21 protein-coding genes are annotated in these 24,822 nt (G+C 60.3%); 14 read left to right on the top strand and 7 right to left on the bottom strand.

Annotation, left to right across the window (positions count from 1 at the left end):
* Positions 1 to 3: 3 nt before the first annotated feature.
* Positions 4 to 1,878 carry a UbiD family decarboxylase gene (locus ACZ5DH_RS01605; RefSeq protein WP_464255424.1) on the bottom strand — a complete coding sequence of 625 codons (1,875 nt, stop codon included), beginning with the start codon at positions 1,876 to 1,878 and terminating at the stop codon, positions 4 to 6.
* The gene (locus ACZ5DH_RS01600) at positions 1,878 to 2,498 is read right to left on the bottom strand and encodes an NUDIX domain-containing protein (protein WP_464255423.1); all 621 of its coding nucleotides are present in this window, start codon (positions 2,496 to 2,498) and stop codon (positions 1,878 to 1,880) included. Before ACZ5DH_RS01600 ends, ACZ5DH_RS01605 begins: the two co-directional genes overlap by 1 nt.
* A 139-nt stretch (positions 2,499 to 2,637) precedes the next feature.
* Here ACZ5DH_RS01600 and ACZ5DH_RS01595 point away from each other — a divergent pair, with 139 nt between their 5' ends.
* Both ACZ5DH_RS01595 and ACZ5DH_RS01590 read left to right on the top strand, forming a co-directional pair.
* Positions 2,638 to 3,177 carry a MarR family winged helix-turn-helix transcriptional regulator gene (locus tag ACZ5DH_RS01595; protein ID WP_464255422.1) on the top strand — a complete coding sequence of 180 codons (540 nt, stop codon included), beginning with the start codon at positions 2,638 to 2,640 and terminating at the stop codon, positions 3,175 to 3,177.
* Between the two features lie 141 nt (positions 3,178 to 3,318).
* A complete protein-coding gene (locus ACZ5DH_RS01590) occupies positions 3,319 to 3,963 on the top strand; it encodes a class I SAM-dependent methyltransferase (protein WP_464255421.1) in 645 nt (214 codons plus the stop codon).
* 294 nt (positions 3,964 to 4,257) lie between these two features.
* Here ACZ5DH_RS01590 and ACZ5DH_RS01585 read toward each other — a convergent pair whose 3' ends face one another.
* A complete protein-coding gene (locus tag ACZ5DH_RS01585) occupies positions 4,258 to 4,920 on the bottom strand; it encodes an L-threonylcarbamoyladenylate synthase (protein WP_464255420.1) in 663 nt (220 codons plus the stop codon).
* Between ACZ5DH_RS01585 and ACZ5DH_RS01580 the strand changes: the two genes are divergently transcribed.
* The gene (locus ACZ5DH_RS01580; protein WP_464255419.1) at positions 4,919 to 5,392 is read left to right on the top strand and encodes a 23S rRNA (pseudouridine(1915)-N(3))-methyltransferase RlmH; all 474 of its coding nucleotides are present in this window, start codon (positions 4,919 to 4,921) and stop codon (positions 5,390 to 5,392) included. The genes ACZ5DH_RS01585 and ACZ5DH_RS01580 overlap by 2 nt on opposite strands.
* Before the next feature lie 178 nt (positions 5,393 to 5,570).
* On the opposite strand, the gene ACZ5DH_RS01575 is transcribed toward ACZ5DH_RS01580, so the two are convergent.
* Positions 5,571 to 8,060: an STT3 domain-containing protein gene (locus ACZ5DH_RS01575; RefSeq protein WP_464255418.1), complete on the bottom strand. Its 2,490-nt coding sequence runs from the start codon at positions 8,058 to 8,060 to the stop codon at positions 5,571 to 5,573.
* A 1-nt stretch (position 8,061) separates the two neighbouring features.
* The gene (locus ACZ5DH_RS01570; RefSeq protein WP_464255417.1) at positions 8,062 to 8,763 is read right to left on the bottom strand and encodes a 16S rRNA (guanine(527)-N(7))-methyltransferase RsmG; all 702 of its coding nucleotides are present in this window, start codon (positions 8,761 to 8,763) and stop codon (positions 8,062 to 8,064) included.
* A gap of 188 nt (positions 8,764 to 8,951) precedes the next feature.
* Between ACZ5DH_RS01570 and ACZ5DH_RS01565 the strand changes: the two genes are divergently transcribed.
* From ACZ5DH_RS01565 to ruvC, 6 genes are all read left to right on the top strand, one after another.
* Complete coding sequence (locus ACZ5DH_RS01565; protein WP_464255416.1) at positions 8,952 to 9,893, top strand: ACP S-malonyltransferase; 942 nt, start codon at positions 8,952 to 8,954, stop codon at positions 9,891 to 9,893.
* 303 nt (positions 9,894 to 10,196) lie between these two features.
* A complete protein-coding gene (gene argS / locus ACZ5DH_RS01560) occupies positions 10,197 to 11,849 on the top strand; it encodes an arginine--tRNA ligase (protein WP_464255415.1) in 1,653 nt (550 codons plus the stop codon).
* Positions 11,850 to 12,139: 290 nt separating this feature from the next.
* Positions 12,140 to 12,985 (top strand): SPOR domain-containing protein, encoded by an 846-nt coding sequence (locus tag ACZ5DH_RS01555; RefSeq protein WP_464255414.1) that lies wholly within the window; start codon positions 12,140 to 12,142, stop codon positions 12,983 to 12,985.
* A gap of 45 nt (positions 12,986 to 13,030) precedes the next feature.
* Complete coding sequence (locus tag ACZ5DH_RS01550; protein ID WP_464255413.1) at positions 13,031 to 13,327, top strand: hypothetical protein; 297 nt, start codon at positions 13,031 to 13,033, stop codon at positions 13,325 to 13,327.
* A 19-nt stretch (positions 13,328 to 13,346) separates the two neighbouring features.
* Positions 13,347 to 14,150 carry an MlaE family ABC transporter permease gene (locus ACZ5DH_RS01545; protein ID WP_464255412.1) on the top strand — a complete coding sequence of 268 codons (804 nt, stop codon included), beginning with the start codon at positions 13,347 to 13,349 and terminating at the stop codon, positions 14,148 to 14,150.
* A 1-nt stretch (position 14,151) separates the two neighbouring features.
* Positions 14,152 to 14,673, top strand: a complete 522-nt coding sequence (ruvC, locus tag ACZ5DH_RS01540; protein ID WP_464255411.1) for a crossover junction endodeoxyribonuclease RuvC — start codon at positions 14,152 to 14,154, stop codon at positions 14,671 to 14,673.
* 1,685 nt (positions 14,674 to 16,358) lie between these two features.
* Here ruvC and ACZ5DH_RS01535 read toward each other — a convergent pair.
* Entirely contained in the window at positions 16,359 to 16,976 is a 618-nt protein-coding gene (locus ACZ5DH_RS01535) for a peptidylprolyl isomerase (protein WP_464255410.1), read from the bottom strand.
* A gap of 411 nt (positions 16,977 to 17,387) precedes the next feature.
* Here ACZ5DH_RS01535 and ACZ5DH_RS01530 point away from each other — a divergent pair, with 411 nt between their 5' ends.
* From ACZ5DH_RS01530 to ACZ5DH_RS01515, 4 genes are all read left to right on the top strand, one after another.
* Entirely contained in the window at positions 17,388 to 18,092 is a 705-nt protein-coding gene (locus ACZ5DH_RS01530; protein ID WP_464255409.1) for a Bax inhibitor-1/YccA family protein, read from the top strand.
* Between the two features lie 99 nt (positions 18,093 to 18,191).
* Entirely contained in the window at positions 18,192 to 20,753 is a 2,562-nt protein-coding gene (gene rnr / locus ACZ5DH_RS01525; protein ID WP_464255408.1) for a ribonuclease R, read from the top strand.
* Positions 20,753 to 22,366, top strand: coding sequence for a murein biosynthesis integral membrane protein MurJ (murJ, locus tag ACZ5DH_RS01520; RefSeq protein WP_464255407.1), 1,614 nt, complete (start codon positions 20,753 to 20,755; stop codon positions 22,364 to 22,366). The genes rnr and murJ overlap by 1 nt, the downstream gene beginning before the upstream one ends.
* A gap of 22 nt (positions 22,367 to 22,388) precedes the next feature.
* The gene (locus ACZ5DH_RS01515) at positions 22,389 to 22,925 is read left to right on the top strand and encodes a hypothetical protein (RefSeq protein WP_464255406.1); all 537 of its coding nucleotides are present in this window, start codon (positions 22,389 to 22,391) and stop codon (positions 22,923 to 22,925) included.
* A gap of 84 nt (positions 22,926 to 23,009) precedes the next feature.
* Here the strand turns inward: ACZ5DH_RS01515 and ACZ5DH_RS01510 are convergent, their stop codons facing one another.
* On the bottom strand, positions 23,010 to 23,684 hold the full coding sequence (locus ACZ5DH_RS01510; RefSeq protein WP_464255405.1) for a hypothetical protein: 675 nt from the start codon (positions 23,682 to 23,684) through the stop codon (positions 23,010 to 23,012).
* A 572-nt stretch (positions 23,685 to 24,256) separates the two neighbouring features.
* Here ACZ5DH_RS01510 and ACZ5DH_RS01505 point away from each other — a divergent pair.
* Positions 24,257 to 24,817: a hypothetical protein gene (locus ACZ5DH_RS01505; RefSeq protein ID WP_464255404.1), complete on the top strand. Its 561-nt coding sequence runs from the start codon at positions 24,257 to 24,259 to the stop codon at positions 24,815 to 24,817.
* The last annotated feature ends 5 nt before the right edge of the window (positions 24,818 to 24,822 follow it).

The following is a 24,822-nucleotide window of genomic DNA, read 5'->3' as shown; positions in this document are numbered from 1 at the left end:
ATGTTAAAGATATCCGTGTAAAGGCCCGCCCGGTGCGGCCAGGGCATCCACCCTGCGGGTGGTGGCCGGGTCCTCTTCCAGGGGGGGAGCGTGGAAGGGCTTCAGGCGGGCGTCCATAACCAGCGGCACTTCACACGACCAGTGCTTCGCCCGCGTCTGCGCGCGGGCCCCGTACACATCCGTGGCCGGGTCGGACCGGGTAAAGGCCACCCAGAGAAAGTTGTCCATATCCCTGGCGCAGAACGCCGCATCGTCCGCAACCACCACCAGGGGAAAGGCTTCGCGTCCGGGCCAGTGGGCCAGCGCGTCCGCAAGGTTTTCCATCGCCGGATCAGTCTCGTTTCTGCCCAGAGCGTGCCGTGGACCGCGCAGCACAAGCAGGCCGGGGCCAGCCACGCGCGCGTCGCCGAAGCCCTCAGGCAGGGAAGGCAGATCGGCCGCCTGACCTGTCAGTTCCAGCCCGAGTTCGCGCCGTTTTTCCCCGGCGGCAGCCCATATGAGCTTTGACCCCTCATTGAGGCCAAGCCCCGTGTAGTCCAAGGTATCGTTGGTGCTGTGCGTGATAAAGTGCAGATCGCGCGCAAAATCCGTGCGTTCCAGAAGATGACGCAAGAACTGCGGCGCATGGCCCGCGCTGAGGCCGGGGGCATCCTCGTGAGCTGCCACGAGAACATATTTGGCCAGAGCCGTCTGCGTGGTTCCCAGCAGATGCAGGGCCATGGTCAGGAGTTCGCGCGGTCTGCGCCTGGCTTCGTAGGGAGTATAGCGCTCACTGCCCAGGGCCAGCAACAGGGGGTGCACCCCTGCCGCGTCCACGGCATGCACCTCGCGCACGCCCTGAAAAACCTGCGGCACCAGCGGCCCGGTAAGTTCGTGGATGAATTCGCCGAAAACGGTATCTTCCTGCGGCGGCCGCCCCACGGCGGTAAAAGGCCACACCGCCCCCTTGCGGTGGTACACCGCATCCACCTTGAGCACGGGAAAATCGTGGGTAAGACTGTAATACCCCACATGGTCGCCAAAGGGTCCCTCGGGCTTGGGCTTGGGCATGATGTGCCCGCTGATGCAAAAATCCGCTTCCGCAAGCACGGGCAAGGGAAGGCCGTCAACCCTGACCATATCCATACGGCGTCCGCCAAGCAGACCGGCGAAGCGCAATTCGCTGAGACCTTCGGGAAGGGGCATCACCGCGGCCACGGTGAGGCTTGGCGGGCCGCCCACATACACGTGCACCGGGAGCGGACGTCCTTGCGCGATGGCGTGGGCGTGGTGCACGCCGATGCCACGGTGGATCTGGTAGTGCAGGCCCATTTCATCCGGCGCGTAGTCATTGCCGCTCTGCTGTACCCGGTACATGCCGAGATTGGACGCGTCGGTTCCCGGTTTAACGGGGTCTTCGCTGTAAACAAGGGGAAGGGTGATGAAGGCCCCGCCGTCCATAGGCCAGCAGGTCAGTTGCGGCAGGTCGGCGGGCGCGCAACGGCGCTCCAGCACGGGCACGTTGCCGCCCTCCCTTCCGACTGTGCCGCGCCGCAGCCGCGGGAGCATGCGCCAGAGCCCCGGCACCGCCGGCAGCGCGCGCCAGGGCTTTTTAAGAGCGGCCGCGGGATCGGCCTTGGCGGCCAGCACGGCCCGCACGGCAGGCAGGCTGTCCCTGAAAATATGGTGCAGGCGCTCGCGCGTGCCGAAAAGATTGCACAGCATGGGAAAGGACGTTCCCCTGACCCGCGTGAACAGCAGGGCCGGAGCCTTGGCCCTGAAGGCCCGCCGCTGGATGGCCGCCAGCTCCAGATGCGGGTCCACTTCAGCGTCGATACGCTTGAGATGGCCACAGCTCTCCAGATCGGCGAGGCATTCCTGCATGTTGCGGTAGCCCATCAGCACTTCTCCCCTTCATGCCCTGCGGGTGTGGCGGACGCGGCTGCGCCGGTGGATGTGGCGGACGCGGCTGCGCCGGTGGATGCGGCGGATGCCGCGCTTTTTTCCGTGTCGGCGTTCATATCGGCCAGATGGTGGCAGGCCAGGGGCTGCACGGCCGCCACCTGCCGCTGTCCGGCCAGTGCCTGCCTGAAATGCTCCAGAATTTCCGCATGATCAAAGACCAGCGGCTGCGGCAGGGCGTCCATTGGATAAAAGGCGGCCTGGGCCGCGTCGTCCCCGGCGCAGATGGCGTCGGGATTATGCGCCCTGCCCGTAAAAACCACGGTAAGCGTGTGCTGGCGCGGATCGCGCTTGGGCCGCGAATACACGCCCAGCAATCCGGTCAGCTCCACATCAAGCCCTGTCTCTTCGCGCATTTCACGAACGGCGGCCTCTTCAGCCTGCTCGCCCTCATCGATGAACCCGCCAGGCAGGGCAAAGCCGATGGGCGCATGCCTGCGCCGGATGATCACCACCCCCCTGCCCGGTTCGTAAATGATCACATCCGCCGTGGGCGCGGGATTGCGAAAGCAGGAATAGGGTTTGCCGCAGTGCGGGCAGACAACGTCTTTTTTCATTTGAGCCTCAATGGTCTTTGCCCCTCGGCGAAAGCCGCAGGCACAGGCATACTAAGCCAGCAAAGGTCGGGCCGCAAGCGTTCAGAGGCAAGCGACGCCAGATCTTGACAAAAAGGTATGGCTACCATACATATCCCGCATGTACGATAAGGACAGCAAAAAAACCGCCGTCGAATTGCGCATTCAGCAGTCAATTCTTGCCGCCCACGACGACCCGGACATCCAGCGCCTGCGCAATAACCACATCTGCTTCGCGCTGCTCTCACTGGTAAACCAGTTTCACATGCTTGAGCGTCAATGCCGCAATTTTGGCACTGATGTGGAGATTCATCTGGCGGAAATACAGATGATCATGACCATTCACAATGCCCAGGGCATTCATGTGAACGGGCTGGCCGAGAAACTTGGAATAACCAAGGGCAGCGTTTCTGAGATGCTGCGCAAACTTGAACGCAAGGGGCTTGTGCGCAAGGAAAAAGACCCCCTGAAAATGACCAGGCTGAACATTTATCTTACTGATAAAGGCCTGCTTGCCCACCAAAACCACATCTGTTTTCACCAGAAGCTCGACAATCTGGTGCTTGAAGCGGCAGCGGAGCATAGCCCGGAGATGCTGAACAGTTTTACCAGCCTGCTCAATGACATTCTGATGCGGCTCGCCGCCTTCAGCAAAACCTGATCGAGGCGGCTTTTTTTGGAGATATTTTGTATGGCTGCCATACAAAGTATCAGCGCACGCCGCCGCAAGCACGCACGGCAGCATTGACGCTAGGCGCGCCATGGTCTGCACGCTTCACCCTAACCAGCTACGGGAAAAAATATGAACAGCCACAACACGGCGAAAAAAGGCGAGGCCTTTACCGGGATGCGCGCGGGCAAGCACTACGAACGCATGGCCAGAATATTCGGTCTGAACGATGATTTTTACAAGCGCGCCGTTGGCGACCTGCGCCTTGAAGACGGCATGAAAGCTCTGGACATGGGGTGCGGCACGGGGGCCCTGAGTTTCGCGCTGGCGCACAGATCGTCACCGCGCTGCATCATACACGGGGTGGACATTTCCGAAGACCAGACGACCTATGCCGGCAACCGGCCTGGCGGTCAGGGCGGGGTCTTGCACTTCAGCACGGCGTCTATGGATGACGCGCTTTTTCCAGATGCGGCGCTGAACCTTGTCATGACCTCAATGGCCCTGCACGAGGCAAGCCCCAAGGTGCGCCGCGCCGCCTTGAACAATATTGCCCGCATGCTGAAACCCGGCGGCAAATTTCTGCTGGTGGATCTGGCAAAGCCGCGTCTGCGCGGGTGGGGCCTTGTGTTGCGCCCTTTCATGGCCCTGACCGAGAAGTTCCGTGACAACCGCGAAAACAGCTATGCGGACATCTGCGCAAAGCTGGGGCTGATTCAGACTGAAGACCAGTACATCAACGCCATAGTACGGCGGCAGGTTTTCGTGAAGCCTTGATAATCCAGCCAGATGATCCAGCTAGTCCGGGCTGCCCGCTTGCCCGATGCCCCGGCAGTCAGCGCTGCATTACGGCCCGCCGCGCAATGCCCCTGACCAGCCGCCAGCGGTTACGGCCAGATGTGTAAAGACTCAGGCCGAAAACAACCGGCGTGGCGCGAAATCAGTAAATAGCGCCTTGTACTATACCAACCCACCATAAAAATTTTAGGGGGTGGGGGCATGGGGGAGGAGACCCTTTTCCAAAAGGGTCCCTCCCCCACAAAGCATGCCAAATAATATTTCAGCGCGACCTTAGACAATCGTAAAGCCCGCGGCCTCCAGGGCCTGAGCGCTCACTGCCCCGGCGCGAACCATGCGCAGCCGCCGCGAGCGCGGCCCGGCGTTTTCCCCGTCCGCCAAGGGCTCCACAAGGGTTGAAGGCTCCCCCCCCCGCGGGGACGGGCCAAGGGCTACCACGCAGGGTGTCTGCCCTTGGTGTTCCAGCGCTGCCAGAAGTTCGGGGTCCAGTTGTTCCACGCGGCACACGGGCTGACGCCCGTTGAGGTTGGCGCTGCTGGCCGTCAGCGGGCCGCCCGCCCCCCGGGCCAGAGCCGCCGCCACAGGATGCGGCGTCACCCGTACCGCCACCTGACCGCGTTCATTCACAAGGGCCGCAGGCAATGCGGGGCTTGCGGGCAGCAGCACCGTAAGCGGCCCTGGCCAGAAGGCGGCAAGGGCTTCGGGCATGGCCTCAAGGCAGGCCACGACCCGCACCTGCTCCGCGCTGGCCGCCAGCAGTGGCAAGGGCTTATGGACGGAACGCCGCTTCAACTGGTAGACTCTGTTTACAGCCACGCTGTCTGTGGCCAGACATCCCAGACCATAAAAGGTTTCGGTAGGAAAAATCAGCGCATGACCGCCGCGCAGACAGGCGACGGCCTCTTGCAGATCCTGACAGAATGATTGGAGAGACATGGCAGGCAAACCCTTACGATGCATCAGCGTGGGCAAGTTAAAAACACCTTTCTGGAAAGACGCCGCAGCCCACTACCTCACGCGCATCAACCGCTGGCGGCCCCTGGAATATACCGAAGTGCGCGATGGCGACGCCGCCCTGCCCCCTGATCAGCGCAATGCCCTTGAGGGAAGGCGCATCATTGAGGCCCTGACGCCTCAGGACGTGGTTCTTGTGCTGGACGAACGCGGCCAGGGGCTTACCTCGCCCCAGATGGCCGCCCTGCTGCAACAGATGGATCAGGACGCGCGCGGCCGGGCCTGTTTTATTATCGGCGGAGCCTGGGGGCTGGACGATTGCGTGCGTCAGAAAGCCAGTAAAATGATCCGCCTGTCGGACATGACCCTGCCGCACGAACTGGCCCGCGTGGTGCTGCTGGAGCAGATTTACCGCGCGGAATGCATCCTGCGCAAGGTTCCCTACCACCACTAGACCAGATTAACTTTGAAATGCTTCACATTTCAAAGTGTTCATTCAGTCGAAAAATCGCATTTTTCGACTGAATCCACGCCACGCTGTGGCGCGCCGCCCTTTCGTGCAGCGTCAGAGCCTTTACACTTTTTCAAAGTTAAAATGCTCTAACGCCCTTGCGCCAGCGCGGCGCGCGTTCTTACAACACTTCGTAAATTCTGGCGAACACGTTGTCATACACAAGCTTGAAATAGGGCGAAAAACGCGGGTTCTGCGGCTCGCCCATAAGCAGCTGCACCATGAGCGAATTGTACAGCCCTTCGTCCATGGCCAGTTTTTCGTCTGTCACGCGGTTGAAGAAAAAGTTGATATTGCGCCGCTTGGACAAAAATTCCTGCTGCTGTTGCGGCGTGGCATTGGGATGCGCGTCAAACCACTCCTGAATATAGTTGTGCCGCGTGACGCCGGTTTCTTCAAACACGTTGATGGATGAGGCGTAGATGGCGCTGGTGCTGCCCTCAAGGCGCACTTCGCCCGTGTCCAGCCTGTAGGCAAGCTCCTGCGGCACAATGGACAGCGCCCCGCCCTCGCCGGAGTGCGTGACAAAATTCCAGTTGCCGAAATTGCTTATCCAGAAGCCCAGCCGCAGCATTTCAAAGCTCACCACAAGATAGAGCTTGCCCTTGGCCTCAATGAGCGGCGTTTCGTCAGAGCGCAGCTTGTCCATGAGGGCCTGGGCCGAATTTCCGTCCAGCCCCTCAAAAACATTGCCGGCCTCATTGCCGCGCGAGGCCGTGTACCGGATGAGCTGGCGGGCAAAACGGGCATTGTCGGTGGCGAAAACGGCGGCGGGCAAGTACAGCGACGGCCCTGCGTGCTGCGCGCCGTCGGCAATGGTGGCGCGGCGTGAAAAATAGTGGGCGGCGTAGCCCCAGTCCCACCACAGCCAGAGCATGGAATCCGGGGGCGTCATGGTGCGCACCCGCGTCAGGGCTTCGGCGTGGCGGCGGTTGATCATGGGCCCCTGCGACATGGCGGGGATCATCTCCACAAAGGGAACCACCATCAGGGCCACCAGCACGGCGGAGGTCAGCAGCCCGGCCACGGACCCGCGCAGGTTGGTACGCAAAAGGCGCTGCCAGACCCAGTACAGGGGCAGGGCCAGCCCCAGGGCGACCACAGGCGCGCCGAACATGACCATGCGCCCGCCAAGCTTGGTGCTCAGAATCCCAAGAGCCGCCAGCGGCAGCAGAAAAAGTGCTCCCGGCCGGCGCACCATCACCACAAAAAAACCCAGAAGGCCAAGGATGGCCGCTTCCATCCAGGGATGGAAATAGGGGAACAGGGCGGCGAAGCTCAGGTCCTGCACCTCGATGATGGACTGGTTCACCGAGGGGTACACGAGCACAGCGCCTTCGCCCGTGCTTTTGACGTCGCCAGCGTGCTTCAGGTAGGCGTTGACGTGGTTCATGAGCGTGGCGAGAATTTCACCGCGCACCAGCAGGGCCGCAACACCTACCCACAACAGAACCAGAACCCACGGACGGCAGAGCATGCGCCGCGCCCTGAGGCCGGACTTTGTGCCCGCCAGCAGAAGCAGCAGACTGAAGCCCAGACCCACCGGGCCCGAGAGCGTCGGCAGGGCATACGCGAGGCTGCCCAGAAGCAGCAGCGCCCGCCGCCCGCGCGGAGCCATGATAAGGCTCATGAAGGCCAGCAGGAGCACGTTGTAGCGGATAAGATAGGGAAAAACCGAGTGCCATTCCTGCGTCCACCACGAAATGACGCCCGAACAGCCCAGCAGCACAATCCACTGCCAGCGCAGAGGATTGCCAAGGTGTTCGGCATGGCGCAGCCGCTCGACCAGCCCGTCTTCGGGCAGGCCCCGGCTGAACAGCCGCCTGGCCGTCATGATGCCAGACCCTATGGCCAGACGGCGCAGCACCATCTGCGGCAGCAGCATGTAGCGCATGGCCCAGCTGGCCGGGGCCAGCGTCATGAGCAGAGGAAAAAACAGGGTCACAAGATCCGTGTCATAATAGCCGAGCATGGTTCGGGCCAGAAAGCCCGGCGCAAGCGATGTGAGCAGACCGGCCGCCACGCCCGCCTCCATGCTGCCCAAAGCCCATACCCAGGCGTAGACAATAAGCGCCACAAAGCTTGCCAGCACCGCCGGAAACCAGAAGGCCACAGCGGCGGGATACGTGCCCAGGGCTTCGGCCATCAAACGCAGCATTTCCGCCATGGGGTGCCCCACGGCAAGGCCGATGCCCTCTGCTCCCGCCACCCAGTGATAGGCGTCGTGCGTGGCCAGAAGCCACTGGCTGCCCAGACGGTATTCGGGATTTTGCCAGCAGGGCCATTCCAGCATGCGCAGCCCAAAAGCCATCACAAGCGTCACGACACCCCAGAAAAATCCCCGCAGCCAGTACCCGGCCACATCCGGCCCTGGCGGAAAACCAAGATGCGTGGCACGCGGCAAGGCCCACGGATGCGCCAAACCCTGCGAATTTACGCGCGCATCGCGCCCCACAGGCCCGTTGGCATCGCCCAGGGCTCCGCCCGTGGCGCGCGGATTTTCAGAGGATTCCGGCATATGCCCGGCGCTGGCGGAAAGGCCGCGCGTCGCGTTTTCCGGCGAAAGTTCCGCCGAATGATTGTTTTCAGGGGCAGGGCTCTGCTGGGGCATGCTATGCTCCGTCTTCTTTATGCTGACCGGCGCTGAAGGTTTTACGGTCGCTTTCCGGCATATCGGGGGTGAGCGCCCAGAACCAGCGCCCGCTGCCCGCGACCACGTAACTGCGCTGCCCGGCCAGACGCCAGGGGGCAGGCAGAACTTCCGGCGCGGGCTCCAGCGCCAGGATCACAAGGTGTCCTTCACGGCGCAACCGGGGCAAGGTCAGATCCAGAAGTTGCCGCCAGGGCATGAAGGCCCTGCTTACAATGCAATCCGCCGGATAATACTGGCCGTGAAAAAAATGCTCGACCGGGCCGCGAAAAACGTGCGTGTTGGGCAACTGGGTCTGCGAAAGCACGCTGGAGAGAAAAAGCGCCCTTTTTTCCCGCACTTCAACCATATAATACGCGCCCTTCGTCCACAACATGCGCAGGGGTATGCCCGGCAGCCCCGCGCCCGCGCCGAGATCCCAGGTCAGGGGAGCGGCGGGCACGGACAGGCTGTCCAGAAAGGACGCAAGATGAAAACTGTCCGCCACAAGACGGGTGAGCATATCCTGCCAGGAGTGCGGGCCCACAAGGTTCATGGCCTTGTTCCACTGACAGAGCATCTCAAGGTATACGGCCAGAGGCTCCAGGGCCTCCTGCGGCACGTCCGCGCCTGTGGCCGCCGCCAGCCGTGCCAGTTCCTTCCTGTCTACCGCTTGTCGCTGCATGGTCTTGCGCTGCTCCTGTACTGTTTGCCGTCCGGTGTTTCACGATCATGCCGGTGCATACTCATAGCCCCGCCGACCGGGACTTGCAAGCCCCGCGCCGATAACGTAAAAAAGAGGGCTTGCGGTCACGCCGCGCCATTTTTGACCACATGCGGCCTGCCTGCCGCGCCCTTGGAGGATACGTTCCGATGACACAAGCCGTTCTGCTTTTTCCCGGTCAGGGATCACAGGAAGCGGGCATGGGCCGCGATCTGGCTGAAGCCTCAGCCGAGGCCATGAACCTCTGGAAACTGGCCGAGCGGGCCAGCGGTCTGCCCCTGCGCGAAATTTACTGGGACGGCGACGACGCCGCCATGAATGACACACGCGCCCTGCAACCGGCCCTTACCGTGGTGAACCTGAACCTCTGGAGCGCCGTGGCCGGCCGTGTGAAGCCCCTGGCCGCCGCCGGGCACAGCCTTGGCGAATTCAGCGCACTGGCCGCCGCAGGGGTGCTTTCGCCCCAAAGCGTGCTGGAACTGACCAGCCTGCGCGGCCGCCTTATGGCCGAAGCGGACCCTGAAGGCAAGGGAGCCATGGCCGCCCTGCTCAAACTGGATCTTGCCCAGGTGGAAAAGATCGTGGCCGACACCGCCGCCGAGTGCGGCGAGATGATCCTTGTGGCCAACTACAACACGCCGGGGCAGCTTGTCGTCAGCGGAACCAAGGCCGCCGTGGCCCTGGCCTGCCAGAAGGCGAAAGAAGCCAAGGGCCGTGGCATTGAACTCAAGGTCAGCGGAGCCTTTCACAGTCCCATGATGGCTGACGCCAGCAAGGAGCTGGCTCCGCAGCTGCGCAAGGCCACCTGGAGCAGACCCAGATTCCCCGTCTACTGCAATGCCCACGGCAAGGCCGTTCACGAGGGCGAAAGCGCGCTCGAAAGCCTGCTGGCCCAGATGACCTCATCCGTGCAGTGGATTGACACCATGCGCAATCAGTACGATGACGGCGCTCGCCGCTGGCTGGAACTGGGCCCCAAGGCCGTGCTCGGCAAGATGGTCGCTCCCTGTCTGGCCGACCGCGCCCAGGCGGATCAACTGACTGTTGAGCTTGTCAATAATGCCGAAAGCGCGGCGGCCTTGGCTGGCTAGAGCGCTTTCATACTGAAGCGGCCCTGCCGGCTGCGGGGACAGACGCCCGCTGAAAAAGCCCACGCGCTGCGTGACGGCGCACGCGCCGGGCAACGGCATTAAAACTGGGCGTCCGCGCGGTTGCGCGCCCAGGCGAAAGCGTCTGAACCTTTGCGAAGATACCTTTGCCAAGGCACGCGGCCCCACAAGACAAAAATACTCCGGCCCCACGCCGGAGCCGACTGACGGACACGGGCCGACTGCCCCGCCGCAGTGACAAACTGCACCAGAAGAACCTGTATACGTAAAGGATGCGAAAGCACTATGCGCGCCATTGAAACCCTGCGCACGGCCCTGGCGGCCATTATTGAAGAAGAGGGCCTTGCCTGGCCCGCCAAAACGGTCATAGAGCCGCCCCGCGATCCCCGCCACGGCGATCTTTCCGTCAACTCGGCCATGCTGCTGGCCAGGGAAGCCAAAACCAATCCCCGCGAGCTTGGGCAAAAATTTGCCCAAAAGCTTCAGGAGCGCTGCCCTGATGTGGAAAAGGTTGAGGTCGCCGGACCGGGCTTTTGCAACGTGACCTTCAGCCAGGCATTCTGGCGTGAAACCGTCGCCGATATTGAAAGCGCGGGCCAGAGCTACGGCGAAAGCAAGGAGCCCGGCCGCAGGGTGCTTCTGGAATATGTTTCAGCCAACCCCACCGGCCCGCTGCATGTGGGTCACGGGCGCGGGGCCGCCGTTGGCGACAGCCTGGCCCGCCTGCTGCGCAAGGCCGGACACCACGTGCATACGGAATACTACATCAACGACGCCGGTCGCCAGATGCGCCTGCTGGGCCTTTCCGTATGGCTGCGCGTGCTGGAACTGGCCGGACGCACGGTGGAATGGCCCGAAGACTATTACAAGGGCGACTATATCATTGATATCGCTCGCGAAATGCTTGAAGCCAATCCCGCCCTGCCCGACATGCCCGCAGCCGAGGGCGAGGACATGTGCTACGACAAGGCCATGAACGACATCCTCAACGGCATCAAGGACGACTTGCGCGATTTCCGCGTGGAGCACCTGCGCTGGTTTTCGGAAAAAACCCTTGTGGAAGACGGCGCGGTGGATGCGGCCTTTGCGGCGCTGGGCAAATCCGGTTATACCTATGACAAGGACAATGCCTTCTGGTTCGCCACCGGGCAGCTCGGCGACGACAAGGACCGCGTGCTCAGAAAATCCGACGGCACGCTGACCTACTTTGCCTCCGACATCGCCTATCACCACGACAAGTTCGAGCGCGGCTTTGACTGGCTTATCGACATCTGGGGCGCTGATCACCACGGCTACATTCCCCGCATGCGCGCGGCCATCACGGCCATGGGCAAGGATCAGAGCAGTTTTGACGTGGTGCTCATCCAGCTTGTGAACCTGCTGCGCGAAGGCCAGCCCGTGAGCATGTCCACCAGGGCGGGAACCTTTGAAACCCTGTCCGACGTTATCAAGGAAGTGGGCACGGACGCGGCGCGCTTCATGTTTTTATCGCGCAAGAGCGACAGTCCGCTGGACTTTGACCTGGAGCTTGCCAAGCAGCGCAGTATGGACAATCCTGTCTACTACGTGCAGTACGCCTATGCGCGCATCTGCGCGGTGCTGCGCCGGGCCGCCGAACGCGGCTTCGAGCTGCCCGAAAAAACGGACGCCGCCCTGCTGGCCCCGCTGGATACGCCCGAAGACATGGCCCTGCTGCGCAAGGTTGCCGGGTTTGAAGACATGCTGCAGTCCGCCGCGCAGTGCCTGGGCGTGCACCATGTGAGCCACTACCTGACGGATCTGGCCGGACTTCTGCACAGCTATTACGCCAGGCATCAGGTACTGCTGGCCGATGACGCCCCGCGCACCCTGGCCCGTCTGGCCCTGCTGCGGGCCGTTGGTCAGGTCGTGCGCAACGGCCTGGACGTGCTCGGCGTCAGCGCGCCGGAAAGCATGTAGTATTGCAGGATTTGTTTGTGACGCCGGGCGGGCGCGGTTCACCCTGTCCGTCCGGCGCATACGCCAGTAGAGCAGATTAACTTTGAGAATATACATTCTCAAAGTTTAAGACACGCTCACTACGGCGTTTAACCGCGCAGATAAACTGCGCTTACGCCTTCGCGGCGGGCGCCTGCTCACGCAGTCGCCAGAGCAATTTCAAGCGGCAGCCGTTAGGCGACGAAGAAGCCTTACGGATGGCGACAGCATTGCTAGTGAAATTGCTCCAAGAACGCACACAAGGATCAGGAATGCCCCCACCGCTACGCAAGCCCAGACAAAAAATCGCCGCAAGCCCCGCCGCAAGCGATAAAAAACGGCTCATCCTACGCCTGTCGGCGCCCATGGCCACCCTGCTGGGACTCATACTCATGGCCGCCGTGGGCTGGTCTTTCTTTATGGGCTTTATGGTGGGCCGGGGACAAAACCCGGAGCAGCGCGTCGAGCAGATGACCGGCCTGCAACTGGACAAACAGGCCCCGCAGGCGGCGCAAGGCGGCGCGGATGCTCCGAATACGCCGACAGCGACGGCGGCCGGGGCGGAACCCGACGCCGCAGCCCACAAAGGCCAGGAAGCGCCCACCCCTGACGGCACTGCGGCAGGACCGCAGGCGGCGGCTCCGGCTGCGGCCGCAGCTCCTTCAGCCCCCGAGACCGCCAGCCCGGCCAACCCCTCGGCGTATCCCTTTGATCGGCCCAGCGCCAACAGCCTGGCCGCCTGGGGCATCAAGCCGTCTCAAGGGGGAGCGCAGGCTGGTGCGCAGGCTGCTCCAAAAACTCCCGCGACGCAGGCCCAGGCATCGGCTCAGGCCCAAAAGCCGGCAGCCCCGCAAGCGCCGCAGTACGATTTTGTTTTTCAGGTAGCGGCCTTCAAAAGCACTGACGATGCCGACAAGCTGCGCAAAAATCTTGAAGAGCGCGGCATACGCACGCGCCTGCAAAAAAGCGGCAAGGTTCAACTGGTCATGGTCAACATGCGCGGCACAGATATTGACGCAAACAACCTGCGCGAAGAGCTTGCCCGCATGAAACTCGGCGCGCCCATACAGAAGTCCAAAAAAGCCGTACCCGGCAAAAGTCGCGGCACGGGCCGCTGAGCATGTAACTTTTTTTAAAGTTACATGCTATAACGGTGGGGACTTATGCTCGCAATGGCAATCCGGCCCAGAGCATTTAAGGAAGCACTGATTAAAGAGCCTCTTGGAAACGCGCAGTTCTTTCGTTTGGCAAGGCGCGATCTTTTTTTGAAGCAGGAGTGGACTCTTCTGTCCTCGACTGTTTCAAAAAAAGCGAAGCAACGCCGCCAAACGAAAGAAATCAGCGTTTCCTTAACACTTGAAATGCTCGCGCACGGCCGGCAAAAGCCCGCCTGCTCGCATTTCGTGGCAAGGATTTTTCAGAAAAATCCTTGCAGAGCAGTTACCTTGTTTCATCCGTAAACTGCCCTAAGGAGTCCACATGACACAAGCCCTTACCTTCACAGGCTTTTTACGCCTTATTGGCCGTCCCTGCCTGCGCGGCCTGGACGCTTTGGGCGGCACGGCCATCTTCATGTTCGAGGGGCTCGCCCAGATATTCGCCAGCAGAAAGATATTTCCGCGCACCTTGCAGCAGCTGTATATCATCGGCTCCAAGTCCTTTTTTCTCATCATGCTCATAGGCATTTTTTGCGGTATGGTGCTGGGATTGCAAGGTTATTACACCCTGGTGCAGTTCGGGTCCGTGGGCATGCTCGGTTCCGCCGTGTCGCTGACGCTCATCCGCGAACTTGGCCCGGTGCTTACGGCCATCATGCTCACAGGACGCGCGGGATCTTCAATGACGGCGGAAATAGGCGTCATGCGCATCACCGACCAGATCGACGCCCTGGACGTGATGGACATCAACTCAATGGGCTACCTTGTCAGCCCGCGCCTTGTGGCTTCGCTCATCAGCTTTCCCCTGCTTACGGCCGTTTTTGACGTCATCGGCATCATTGGCGGCTATCTCACGGGCGTGCTCATGCTCGGCATCAACCAGGGCGCCTACTTTTACCGCATCTCCAGTTCCGTAACCATGACGGACGTGTCCGGCGGCTTCATCAAGGCCATTGTGTTCGGCCTGCTGGTCTCCACCATCTGCTGCCGCCAGGGCTACTACACCAACATGCGGCGCGACAGCGTGGGTCCCGAAGCCGTGGGCAACGCCACAACCTCGGCCGTGGTCATATCCTGCGTGCTGATTCTGGCGGCGGACTACGTCATCACCTCGTTTTTGCTGTAATATGCCGACGTGCAACGCTAAAGGAGCCGTCACGGTTCTGGGCATCGACCCCGGTTCGCAACGCACGGGCTGGGGCGTGGTGCGCGAGACTTCAGGCGTGTTGCAGTTGATGGACTGCGGCGTGGTGCGCACGGCCTCGGCCGGCAAGGAATTTTCTGACCGTCTGGCGCGCATCTATCATGAGCTTTCAGCCATCGTGGCCCGCCTCAAACCCGATGAAGCCGCCATTGAGCAGGTTTTTACCGCCAAAAACGCGGCCAGCGCCCTCAAGCTGGGGCAGGCCAGGGGCGTGGCCGTGGCCGCCTGCGCCGCTCACGGCCTTGTCATACGCGACTATGAACCAACGCTCGTAAAAAAATCCCTGGTGGGCACGGGCCGCGCCGAAAAGGAACAGGTGTCCTTTATGGTGCAGCGCCTGCTCAACGTCAAAAACGCCGACTGGGCGCTGGATACCTCGGACGCTCTGGCCGTGGCCATCTGCCATCTGACCATGCGGCGCTTTGCCGCTCTTGCGGGAAAATAGCGACTTCTTCGATTTTGGCCGCCTGCGCGGCGCGTGGCAAGGCCGTGGGTATGCGCGGCGAGCGCTCTGAAGAAAATAAAGCAGGGGTTGTCCTTTGAGAGGAGGCTTCTGTGCCCTGCGGGCACGGCGGCTTTTCTTTATTTTAGTTTGGGCCGCCTGCGCGGCGCGCGGCAGATGGGGGCCTGTTAGGGGCTGCCGCCCCTCCGAGGCCCCCTCTGCACTCCCCCCGGACTACCCCGCTGGGCTTGTCGTACCTCTCCACTCCCACGGGCTAGTCTTCAAAGGTTTTCCATATTCCGCCATTCCACGAGGGCTGCGCGGCTGTCGCTTCGGGAGCTTCCTCGCTTCGCTCGGTGATCTCCCTGCGCGCCGCGCAATGCCAGTGTGCGGGTTCGTTCTGACTGAGAGGGGGCCGTTTGGTTGACTGCAAGGACTCTCAGGAATTGCGTATCACTATTGGATAAAGACACGCAGTGGCGGCGGTACTAGCGTTGTAGGGGCTTAAAAGAGAACAAAGTCGAGCCTGTCCTTTGAGAGGCGGCTTCTGTGCCCTGCGGGCACGGGGCTTTTCTTTTTATGTTGTTTGGGCCGCCTGCGCGGCGCGCGGCAGATGGGGGCCTGTTAGGGGCTGCCGCCCCTCCGAGGCCCCCTCTGCACTCCCCCCGGACTACCCCGCTGGGCTTGTCGTACCTCTCCACTCCCACGGGCTAGTCTTCAAGGGTTTTCCATATTCCGCCATTCCACGAGGGCTGCGCGGCTGTCGCTTCGGGAGCTTCCTCGCTTTGCTCGGCGATCTCCCTCCGCGCCGCGCAATGCCAGTGTGCGGGTTCGCGCTGAATGGGAGTTCGATGAAGGACCCCTTATCCCAGCATGCGCCGCCGTACTGAATGGAGGTTCGTGGGGGCGTCTTATTGACTGGTGAGAGCCTCGAGAATGGCATTCCTTTGGTTTGGACAGGTATTCTGTGGCGATGAGTATGGTTCTTATCCTGACCGTTTGGATGGTTATGCAGTACGCGGTGCCGAGAACAGTTTTGTTTCTGTCGTTTTGCTGACCTCACAAAGAGTACAATGTATTCTGAAATTGTTTTCCGCGTACGTTACCCCAAGGCGATGATAAGACCGGCGTGGTTCAACCTAAAAGTGCTGTCACGCAGGCAACACACTCGAGCCTGTGCTGTTTCTCAGGCAAGGAGTGGGGCAACGCCGGGGGCGGCGTCATAAAGAACCGAAGCCGACACGTCGGCGAGGTTCGTGCGTAGCCGCCCCCGAAAAAGAGAAACTGTTGGCCAGGGTAGGACAGGGGGGTGCTTCGGGGGGGATGCAAGGGGGGCCGAGAAGGGGGCGCAGCCCCATAACCGGCCCCGCCTTGCCGCCCGCCGCGCAGGCGGCCAAAACGAAATAAATGAAAAGCCGCCGTGCCCGCAGGGCACAGAAGCCCACTCTCAAAGGACAAGCCCTGCTTTGTTTTCTTCAGAGCCGCAGCCCCGCAGGGCACAACAAAACTCTCTCGAAGGACAGGCCCTGCATTGTTTTGCTTTGAAACGCTGACTGCGAAGAATTCCCGCCCACCCGCAACCGGCCAAAATCAAAGATAAAAAATCCGCCATGTCTGCAGGGCGCAAAAAAAGGGCCTTGCGGCCCCTTTTCCTGCGCCAAAGCGCGAATCATCACTGCGCAGCAGCACTACTCAACGATCACGGCCTTCTTGATGGTGACGTTTTCCATAGGCACGTCGTCATAGTAACCCTTTTTGCCAGTGGTGACGGCGGCGATCTTGTCCACCACTTCCTGACCCTTGATCACCTTGCCAAAGACCGCGTAGCCCCAACCCTGGGGAGTCTGGCTCTTGAAATCCAGAAAATCGTTGTCCTTGGTATTGATGAAGAACTGGGCTGTCGCCGAATGCGGTTCGCCGGTACGGGCCATGGCGATGGTGTACTTTTTGTTCTTGAGGCCGTTATCCGCTTCATTACGGATGGCGGCGCGGGTTTCCTTCTGCTTCAGGTCAGGGGTGAACCCGCCGCCCTGAACCATAAAATTCTTGATGACCCGGTGAAAAATGGTGCCGTCATAAAACCCCGATTTGACGTACTGCACAAAGTTGGCGGTGCTGATGGGGGCTTTGCGGGCGTCCAGGCGCACGATGATGTCGCCATAGTTGGTCTCAAGCTTCACAGCCGGATCGGGAGCGGCAGCATGGGCGGAAGAAAGCCCAAGCCCCACGGCCATGAGCGGAGCCGCCATCAGACAGAGAGACAGGGCAAGGGCGCGAAACATGACGCCGGAACGGAAAAATTTCATATGTAACTCCTTACATTGCTGCGGTATGATGGCCGGACGTCCGCCCGGCTGCTCCGCAACGCTACCACGGCAGCCCGCGCCCATCAAGTTACTGTCAGATAACGCCTGCACGCCGTTTTGGCGACATATGGCCGCGCAGACGACATATGCCGCGCAAATGTCACATGCCGTCCCATGCGGCATCCTGCGCTGACATTGAGGCAATGTGGCGCGCCCGCATTCCGGATTATCGGCGTTTTGCGCGGGGCAGGACTTGCTAAACCGGGCTTGTGTCATATAGTATATGAAAGAAGACAGGAGATACGGCTTGTCCGGCATGCAAAAGGACATCATCCTCGCGGCAGTGCCGTACGGCAGTCCATGGAGGAATGCCGGGGTCGGTCAGGCTTCAACAGTTTTTCGGAGGATATAATGTCGAATTCCCGCAGTGTCGCGCAAAGCGGCGTCAGTAGCGTTGCTTCCATTTACATGCGCCAGGTTTACCAGTGGATGACCGTGGGCCTTGGCGTCACCACCCTTATGGCCTGGTTTGTAGCAAGCACGCCCGCAGTGCAGCAGGTCATTTTTGGCAATTCGCTGATCATGATCGCCCTTATCGTGGCCCAGTTCGGCCTGGTTATCGCCATTTCGGCCGCCGTGCACAAAATGTCCGGCAGCACGGCCACCGGCCTGTTCCTGCTGTATTCGGCGCTGACAGGGGCTACGCTGTCGTCCATTTTTGTAATCTACCCCATCGCGTCCATCACCAACGCCTTTCTGGTCACCACAGGCACCTTCCTGGCCATGACCGTCTACGGCACAGTGACCAAGCGCGATCTTACCGCCATGGGCAGCTTCCTGTTCATGGGCCTCATCGGCATTGTCATCGCCATGGTCGTCAATATCTTCCTGAAGAGCGCCATGATGGACTTTGTGGTGAGCTGCCTTGGCGTACTTATTTTTACGGGCCTCACCGCCTATGACACGCAAAAGCTGCGCCGGTTCGGCGAAAGCGCTCCCCTGGACGATGCGACGGCCGTGCGCCGTGGCGCCATCCTTGGCGCGCTGACCCTGTATCTGGACTTTATCAATCTTTTCCTCATGCTGCTGCGCCTTTTCGGCGGCAACCGCAACTGATAGCCGCACTTGGGCACAGCCTGAGAGCAAGCACGCAGTAGGGGGCGAAAGGTCTGGCCTTTTGCCCCTTTTTCGTGCCTTGCAGAGTGAATGAATTTTATGAAAAAACAAAAAAAACTTCGCGGCAGCACCAGTGCTGCCGCGATCACTGGCAGCGTCCCTTCTCATGAAGAATTGCTGCAAACCCTTGCCGCCCAGAACCGCCCCATGCGCCTGGACGGCCTTTTACGCGTTTTGGGCCTTGCCCGCCGCGACAGAAAAGAACTGGAAGCCGCGCTTGAAGACCTTGAACAGCATGGCCGCGCGCTGCGGCTGCGCGGGGGGCTGTGGACACGGCCCGAAAACCTGAAAAGCGTTACCGGGCGCTTCAGCGCCCTGCGCGAGGGCGCTGGCTTTGTGACGCCCATGCGCCCTGCCGATGATGACGACCCTGGCGACTCGCGCTGGCAGTTTGCCGGAGACAAGGATATCTACATCCCCGCTGCCCAGAACGGCGGCGCATGGCACAAGGATATGGTGCGCGTGGCCCTTGCGCCCGGCGCGCAGCGCGGCCCTTCGCCTGAAGGCCGCGTCCTCGAAGTGCTTGAACGCGGCCTCAAGGAAGTGCCCGCGCACGTGGTCCACCGCCACGGCAACAGCATCTTCTGCCGCCCGGCGGACAGCCGCCTGCCCGCAGATTTCAACGTGGAACTGCCCGAAGGCACGCCAGCCCCGGCTCAGGGAACCCTCGTGCTGCTGGCCCCCGTCAAGCCCCTGGCCTCCGACCTGTGGAGCGCCCGCCTTTTGGGCGACTACGGGCGCGAAGACGACGTGGCCGTGCAGGAAGAGCTGGTCAAGCTCAACCACGAAGTGCCCCGCGACTTTCCCGCCGGAGTTCTGGCCGAGGCCCAGGCCCTGCCCGGCGAGCCTGAAGAGGCCGACTTCAAGGGCCGGCAGGACGTGCGCCATCTCGCGCTCGTGACCATTGACGGCGCTGACGCCAGGGACTTTGACGACGCCATCCATGTGGAGGAGCAGCCCGGAGGCAAGGGCTGGATTCTGCGCGTGGCCATTGCCGACGTGAGCCATTATGTGCGCCCGCGCGGGCGCGGCTGCCCCGGCGCGCTTGACGCCGAAGCCCTTTCGCGCGGCAATTCCTGGTATTTTCCCCGTTCCGTGGAACCCATGCTGCCCGAAATTCTGTCCAACGGCCTGTGCAGCCTGCGTCCCAACGTAAACAGGCTGGCCGTGCTGGCGGAAATTCCCTTTACCGCCAAGGGTCAGCCGGGCAAGCCGCGTTTTTCGCAGGCTGTCATGCGCTCGGCGGCGCGCCTGACCTACGATCAGGTCAAAGCCTGCCTGCTGGACAAAGATACGGCCGCCCTCGCCGACCTCGCAGCGCAGGAGCGCGGAGAAGAAGTGCTGGCCATGCTGGACAAGGCCTTCGCGCTTTACGCCGTATTGCGCGACGTGCGCCGCCAGCGCGGCACGCTGGACTTTGACCTGCCCGAAGCGGAATGCCGCCTGGACGACCTTGGCCGCGTGGCCTGGCTTGGGCACCGCCTGCGGCACGACGCCCACCGCCTCATCGAAGAATTCATGATCGCGGCCAACGAGGCCGTGGCCCGCCACCTGCGCGACGCGGGCATTCCCTTTCTCTACCGCATACACCCCGAACCGGACCCCGAAAGGCTTGAAAGCCTTTTTGACACGCTGGAAGCCACGGGTTTTGAAAACCTGCCGCCCCGGCCCTCGGCGGCCTCCATGCAGGGCGTACTGGCCGCTGTCCAGGGCACGCCGCAGGAATTCCTGGTCAACCGCCTCTGCCTGCGGGCCATGCCCCAGGCGCGCTACATGCCCGTCAACGAGGGGCACTTCGGGCTGGCATCCGTGGCCTATTGCCACTTTACCTCGCCCATCCGACGGTATGCCGACCTGCTCACCCACAGGGCGCTCAAAACGTCGCTTGGGCTGGACGCCGGGCCTGTGCCCGCCGGACAGAAGCTTTTGCGCATAGCAGACCAGCTGAACAGGCGCGAACGGGCGGCCATGGCCTGCGAGCGCGAAATGGACCGCCGCCTTGGCTGCCTTGCCCTGTTGCCCCGCGTGGGCGAGCATTTCAGCGGCATTGTGGCGGGCGTGACGGACTTTGGCGTTTTCGTGGAACTGACAGAAATGCCTGTGGAAGGCATGATCCGCGTGGAAGACCTGGGCGACGACTGGTATGACTTTGACGCCCGCACAATGAGTCTTGTGGGCCAGCATTCCGGCATCATCTGGCACATGGGCCAGAAGCTGGACGTGGCCCTGGCCGAAGTGAATCTGGGCCGCCTTGAAATCCGCCTCATGCCGCTGGAACTGCCCAAGGGCATCGGCAGCCGGGGCGCGCGAGGCGCGCGTGGCAAGGGCGCAGGAGCGGGCCGCGCTGCCGGGGGCCGCAAGGGTTCATCCTCCGGCTGGAAGCTGGTTTCGCCCGGCGACGGTGATGGCCGCTCCAAAAACGGAACATCGGGCAAACCCGCCAGAAAAGGAAAAAAGAACGGCGCGGGCAAACCCGCCCAGCCCGGCAGACCGTCGTCCCGTAAAGGCAACGGACAGGGCGGCAAGAGCGGCAAAAACGGTACGGCCGCTCCCGCAAAATCCGGCAGGCCCGGCAAGAAATCAGCAGGAAAACGCGGCTGATGGGCCTTCTGTCCGCCAGACAACGCATGGGTGCGGCGGCCCTTATTCTGGCCGCCAGCACCATCATTTCGCGCCTCATGGGCCTTGTGCGCGACAAGGTCATCTCGTGGCAGTTCGGGGCCGGGGGCGAGGCGGACATGTACTTCGCCGCCTTTGTGGTGCCGGACATCATCAATTACATGCTGGCTGGCGGCTTTATGTCCATCACCATCATCCCCCTGCTGTCGCGCCGCTTTCAGGAGGATGAGGACGACGCCTGGAAGTTTTTTTCCTGCGTGTTCTGCTGGATGGGTACGGCCTCACTGGCTCTGACCCTGGCGGGCATGCTGGCCGCCGAACCCCTGGCCCGCCTGATAGCCCCCGGCTTTACGCCGGAGCAGTGGCTGCGGCTGGCCTTTTTCATGCGTATCGTGCTGCCCGCGCAGGTTTTCTTTCTCTGCGGCGCCTGCATAACGGCCCTGCTTTTTCTGCGGCGGCAGTTCCGCGTGCCCGCGCTGGCTCCCATCATCTACAACGGCGGCATCATCCTTGGCGGCCTGACCCTGCCCTGGCTGTCCGGGCTGCCCCTGGTGCAGAACGCTCTGCCCGCCTCCATACTCAGACACCTTGAAGGCATGACGGGCTACTGCGTGGGCGTGACCTTCGGGGCCGCCGTCGGCACCTTCATTCTGCCCCTCATGGTCGCCATGCAGGACGGCATGCGCCTGCGGGCCGTGTGGCGGCATCCCCTCATGGGCAAATTTCTTGTCACCGCCCTGCCCCTCATGCTGGGGCAGACCATCATGATGCTGGACGAGCAGTTTTTGCGCGTTTTCGGGTCACTGGTGGGCGACGGAGCCGTAAGCCTGCTCAACTACGCGCGGCGCATCACGCAGGTGCCTGTGGGCCTTATGGGGCAGGCAGCCGCCGTGGCGTCGTATCCCTTTCTGGTCAAGCTGCTTACCGATGGCGACAGGGAGGGCTTTGACCGCACCCTGCGCACGGCCTTGCGGGCCAGTCTGGGGCTTATCATCCCCTGCGCTCTGGCCATGACGGCCTGCGCCGGGCCTATTTTGGGCGTCATTTTTCAGGGCGGCCGCTTTGGCCCCGCCGAAACCCTTGCCGCCACCCCGCTCACGCAAATCATGCTGGCCGCAACGCCGTTCTGGATCATCTACATGGTGCTGGTAAGGGCCTATTATGCCCACGGCGACACCATAACCCCGGCTGTCACCGGCACAATCATGACAGTGGTTTGCCTGCCCATTTACTATTACTGGGCTGTGCCGCACGGGGCATGGGCCATTGCCGCCCTTTCCGGCCTGAGCGTGAGCCTTTACGTGCTGTGGCTCATGGCGCTGTGGGCTCGGCGGCAGGGACAGGGCGCTTTTGCCGGCCTGTGCGGTCTTGCGTTACGCGCCATTGGCTGCTCCCTGCCCGGCGCTGCCGCCGCGTGGTGGCTGAGCGCCTATGCCCTCTGCCGCGCGGCTGATCTTGGCCTGCATGCCCTGTGGGCGGCCCTGCTGGCCCTTGCCCTGGGCGGCTGCGCCTTTTTGCTGCTTTTTTTGCCTTTGTGCCTGTGGCTGGCCCCGTCCATTATGGAGCCGGTATTGCGAAAATTACGGCGAACATAAGTCTGCACAAGAGGATATGCGCATGATCGTTGAGCGTATTGAGTATGTGGTAAATACCACAACCAGGTTCGTAGTAGACTTCTGGGTGCGGCAGTGGCCGTTATTGCTGCTCATCCTGTGCGCTGTGGTGGATTTTCTGGAAACGGATAACATCATAAGCAGGCTTGTTTTCGCCGCAAGTTTTGTGGGTACAGTTGCTTGCCTGAAGGTGTTTCACCTTGAACGCTGCTTCTGGATATACGGACTGGCGTTTATGGGCCTTCCCTTTGTAGCCTTTGATCCAGTCAATATACATGAAATACAGAAATCTCTGCATCTGGAAGCGTTAGACTACAATGTTATATGGCGACTTACAGAAGCATTGCAATGGACGGGAGTCATTATAGCACTGTCAGCCGGGCTTTATTTTTTGCGGTTCCGGCATCGGGTCAGTCCCTTAGTTCTTATTAAAATACCTCTGACCACCTTTGTCATGTACCTATTCTTGCAGCCTTTTTTTATGCTTACATGGTTTATCCTGATAATGCAGGTATATGGCATTCTCGGCATACCCGAATAAAAGACAAGCCCCGGCAGTTCTGATGCCACCGGGGCTTGATTGTCAGAACATGTTCTTAAAAATTAGACATATGAGTAAACTCCTCTACGGGAGCACCAAGGGTTTGACCTTTGTCTCATACTGTTTGGCTTTCTGGAGCACCTTAGCGAAATAACTTTGGCAGTTAACATTAATAAGATAGCGTAACCTTCTATCTTGCTGAGTATGAAAAATTTCTATCGGCCCGTGTTCCTCATCAATTTCCGCACGCGCGCGGTCAATATACTCTTTACGGTATTTGGGCGTTTCTACCTGATAGGTGTCCAGCTTTTCCACGTCCTCAGAGAATGTCCCGCCCCATGTAAAGCCGAAGTTACTGCCGTCGCTGCCCACAAAGTGCATATGGTCAACGTGTGGGCCTTTTTTTAAGAACCTCTTGCCATAACTACTTTGCAAAGCTGCCCAATCTAACGGCCTGACCCCCATACGATAGTATGGCACCGTTGCACCGGGTTCCGCTGTATAGGGTTTGAGATCGGAGTGATCTTTTTGTGAATGTCTCTTGACCACATCAGCCACGCTCTCGGCGTACATGCGTTCTTCCAGAGGCGCGTCGGGCGAAACGGGCATGGGCGCGTTGAGAGCAGCCTGAGCCTGCCTTGCGGCCATCTCCGCCCTGGCCTTATCCGCCACAAAGGTAAACTGCCCATTTTTCAACCGGGGCTGCCCTGATACGTCATGCCCTGCTCCGCCATGCCTGCCGCCATAACTTCCTGCCATTATGAAGCCTCCTGTATGACAATGGTTGATGATTTGGCGGGAGTATAGCTTCATGACGAGGATATGTAAGACTGAACGGGTTCAGCACCGCTATTTGCTTGATTGGTGCGGGTTATCCGGTACCGAAGGGCGCTTTTGGTCACTTTTATAAAAATTTATATCAATAAAGCCCGTTAATTAAAAAAATATTAACCTGTGCAGTTTTTTGTTTTCTCCATTTTTTATAGCTTGTTAACTATAAAAAATGTTGTTGACAGCACCATAGCCAAAAAACTACTTAACCACATACGCTTGGTGTAGAGTTCGTTAACTTTTACATTGCTCTGATGGTTGCGCGAACTGATGTTCGCTGCGGAGGCGTAAGCGCAGTTTATCTGCACGGTTTAACGTAGTAGTGAGCGTGCCTTAAATTTTGAGAGTATATATTCTCAAAGTTAATCTGCTCTAGTTATCTCAAATGTACTTTAATAATGGCGTAACAAACTCTTTAACCCAATATTCGCTGCCCCATTTTATTTTGAACAGATGCTGTCATGCTACATTGAGCTACATTCTATCCCAAGGGTGCGCGCATGATCGTTGAACGTATTGAGTATGTGGTAAATACTACAACCAGATTCGTGGTAGACTTATGGGTGCGGCAGTGGCCGTTATTGCTGCTAACGCTCTGGGCTGTACTGAGTTTATGGATATCCGTAAACCTCACCGGCACGGCTGTTGTCGTCACCAATATTGCTGTTGTTATCACGACTTTTGCGGGCACGGTTGCTTGCCTGAAAATATTTCGGTTTGAGCGTTGCTTCTGGATGTATGCGCTGGTTTTTATTGGTGTTGGGGGCATTGTCTTTTTCATTAATCCCGAATTAAAGCAACTGAAGAGCGCCTTGCACCTGAAAACCATTGACGAAGAGTTGATATCAAGAACAATAGAAGCCGCACTGTGGACAGGGATAGTTGCATTGCTGTCAGCAGGGCTGTATTTTTTACGCTTTCGTCATAGGGTCAGCTCCGTAGTGCTTATTAAAATACCCCTGACAACCTTTGTCATGTACGTATTCTTGCAGCCTTTTTTTATGCTTACATGGTTTATCCTGATAATGAATATATATGGCCTTCTCGGCATACCCGAGTGAGAAGT

Source organism: Desulfovibrio simplex, assembly GCF_055387835.1.
The sequence above is the reverse complement of the archived record's forward strand: the minus strand, read 5'-3'. Positions and strand labels throughout refer to the sequence as shown.

What these genes read in the sequence shown, in the direction of transcription:
- argS (WP_464255415.1), top strand. Translation starts at nt 10,197, where the DNA reads ATGCGCGCCATTGAAACCCTGCGCACGGCCCTGGCGGCCATTATTGAA.
- ACZ5DH_RS01595 (WP_464255422.1), top strand. Translation starts at nt 2,638, where the DNA reads ATGTACGATAAGGACAGCAAAAAAACCGCCGTCGAATTGCGCATTCAG.
- ACZ5DH_RS01555 (WP_464255414.1), top strand. Translation starts at nt 12,140, where the DNA reads ATGCCCCCACCGCTACGCAAGCCCAGACAAAAAATCGCCGCAAGCCCC.
- ACZ5DH_RS01515 (WP_464255406.1), top strand. Translation starts at nt 22,389, where the DNA reads ATGATCGTTGAGCGTATTGAGTATGTGGTAAATACCACAACCAGGTTC.
- ACZ5DH_RS01600 (WP_464255423.1), bottom strand. Translation starts at nt 2,498, where the DNA reads ATGAAAAAAGACGTTGTCTGCCCGCACTGCGGCAAACCCTATTCCTGC.
- ACZ5DH_RS01570 (WP_464255417.1), bottom strand. Translation starts at nt 8,763, where the DNA reads ATGCAGCGACAAGCGGTAGACAGGAAGGAACTGGCACGGCTGGCGGCG.
- ACZ5DH_RS01590 (WP_464255421.1), top strand. Translation starts at nt 3,319, where the DNA reads ATGAACAGCCACAACACGGCGAAAAAAGGCGAGGCCTTTACCGGGATG.
- ACZ5DH_RS01550 (WP_464255413.1), top strand. Translation starts at nt 13,031, where the DNA reads ATGCTCGCAATGGCAATCCGGCCCAGAGCATTTAAGGAAGCACTGATT.
- ruvC (WP_464255411.1), top strand. Translation starts at nt 14,152, where the DNA reads ATGCCGACGTGCAACGCTAAAGGAGCCGTCACGGTTCTGGGCATCGAC.
- rnr (WP_464255408.1), top strand. Translation starts at nt 18,192, where the DNA reads ATGAAAAAACAAAAAAAACTTCGCGGCAGCACCAGTGCTGCCGCGATC.
- ACZ5DH_RS01545 (WP_464255412.1), top strand. Translation starts at nt 13,347, where the DNA reads ATGACACAAGCCCTTACCTTCACAGGCTTTTTACGCCTTATTGGCCGT.
- ACZ5DH_RS01565 (WP_464255416.1), top strand. Translation starts at nt 8,952, where the DNA reads ATGACACAAGCCGTTCTGCTTTTTCCCGGTCAGGGATCACAGGAAGCG.
- ACZ5DH_RS01575 (WP_464255418.1), bottom strand. Translation starts at nt 8,060, where the DNA reads ATGCCCCAGCAGAGCCCTGCCCCTGAAAACAATCATTCGGCGGAACTT.
- ACZ5DH_RS01535 (WP_464255410.1), bottom strand. Translation starts at nt 16,976, where the DNA reads ATGAAATTTTTCCGTTCCGGCGTCATGTTTCGCGCCCTTGCCCTGTCT.
- ACZ5DH_RS01530 (WP_464255409.1), top strand. Translation starts at nt 17,388, where the DNA reads ATGTCGAATTCCCGCAGTGTCGCGCAAAGCGGCGTCAGTAGCGTTGCT.
- ACZ5DH_RS01510 (WP_464255405.1), bottom strand. Translation starts at nt 23,684, where the DNA reads ATGGCAGGAAGTTATGGCGGCAGGCATGGCGGAGCAGGGCATGACGTA.
- ACZ5DH_RS01505 (WP_464255404.1), top strand. Translation starts at nt 24,257, where the DNA reads ATGATCGTTGAACGTATTGAGTATGTGGTAAATACTACAACCAGATTC.
- ACZ5DH_RS01580 (WP_464255419.1), top strand. Translation starts at nt 4,919, where the DNA reads ATGGCAGGCAAACCCTTACGATGCATCAGCGTGGGCAAGTTAAAAACA.
- ACZ5DH_RS01605 (WP_464255424.1), bottom strand. Translation starts at nt 1,878, where the DNA reads ATGGGCTACCGCAACATGCAGGAATGCCTCGCCGATCTGGAGAGCTGT.
- murJ (WP_464255407.1), top strand. Translation starts at nt 20,753, where the DNA reads ATGGGCCTTCTGTCCGCCAGACAACGCATGGGTGCGGCGGCCCTTATT.
- ACZ5DH_RS01585 (WP_464255420.1), bottom strand. Translation starts at nt 4,920, where the DNA reads ATGTCTCTCCAATCATTCTGTCAGGATCTGCAAGAGGCCGTCGCCTGT.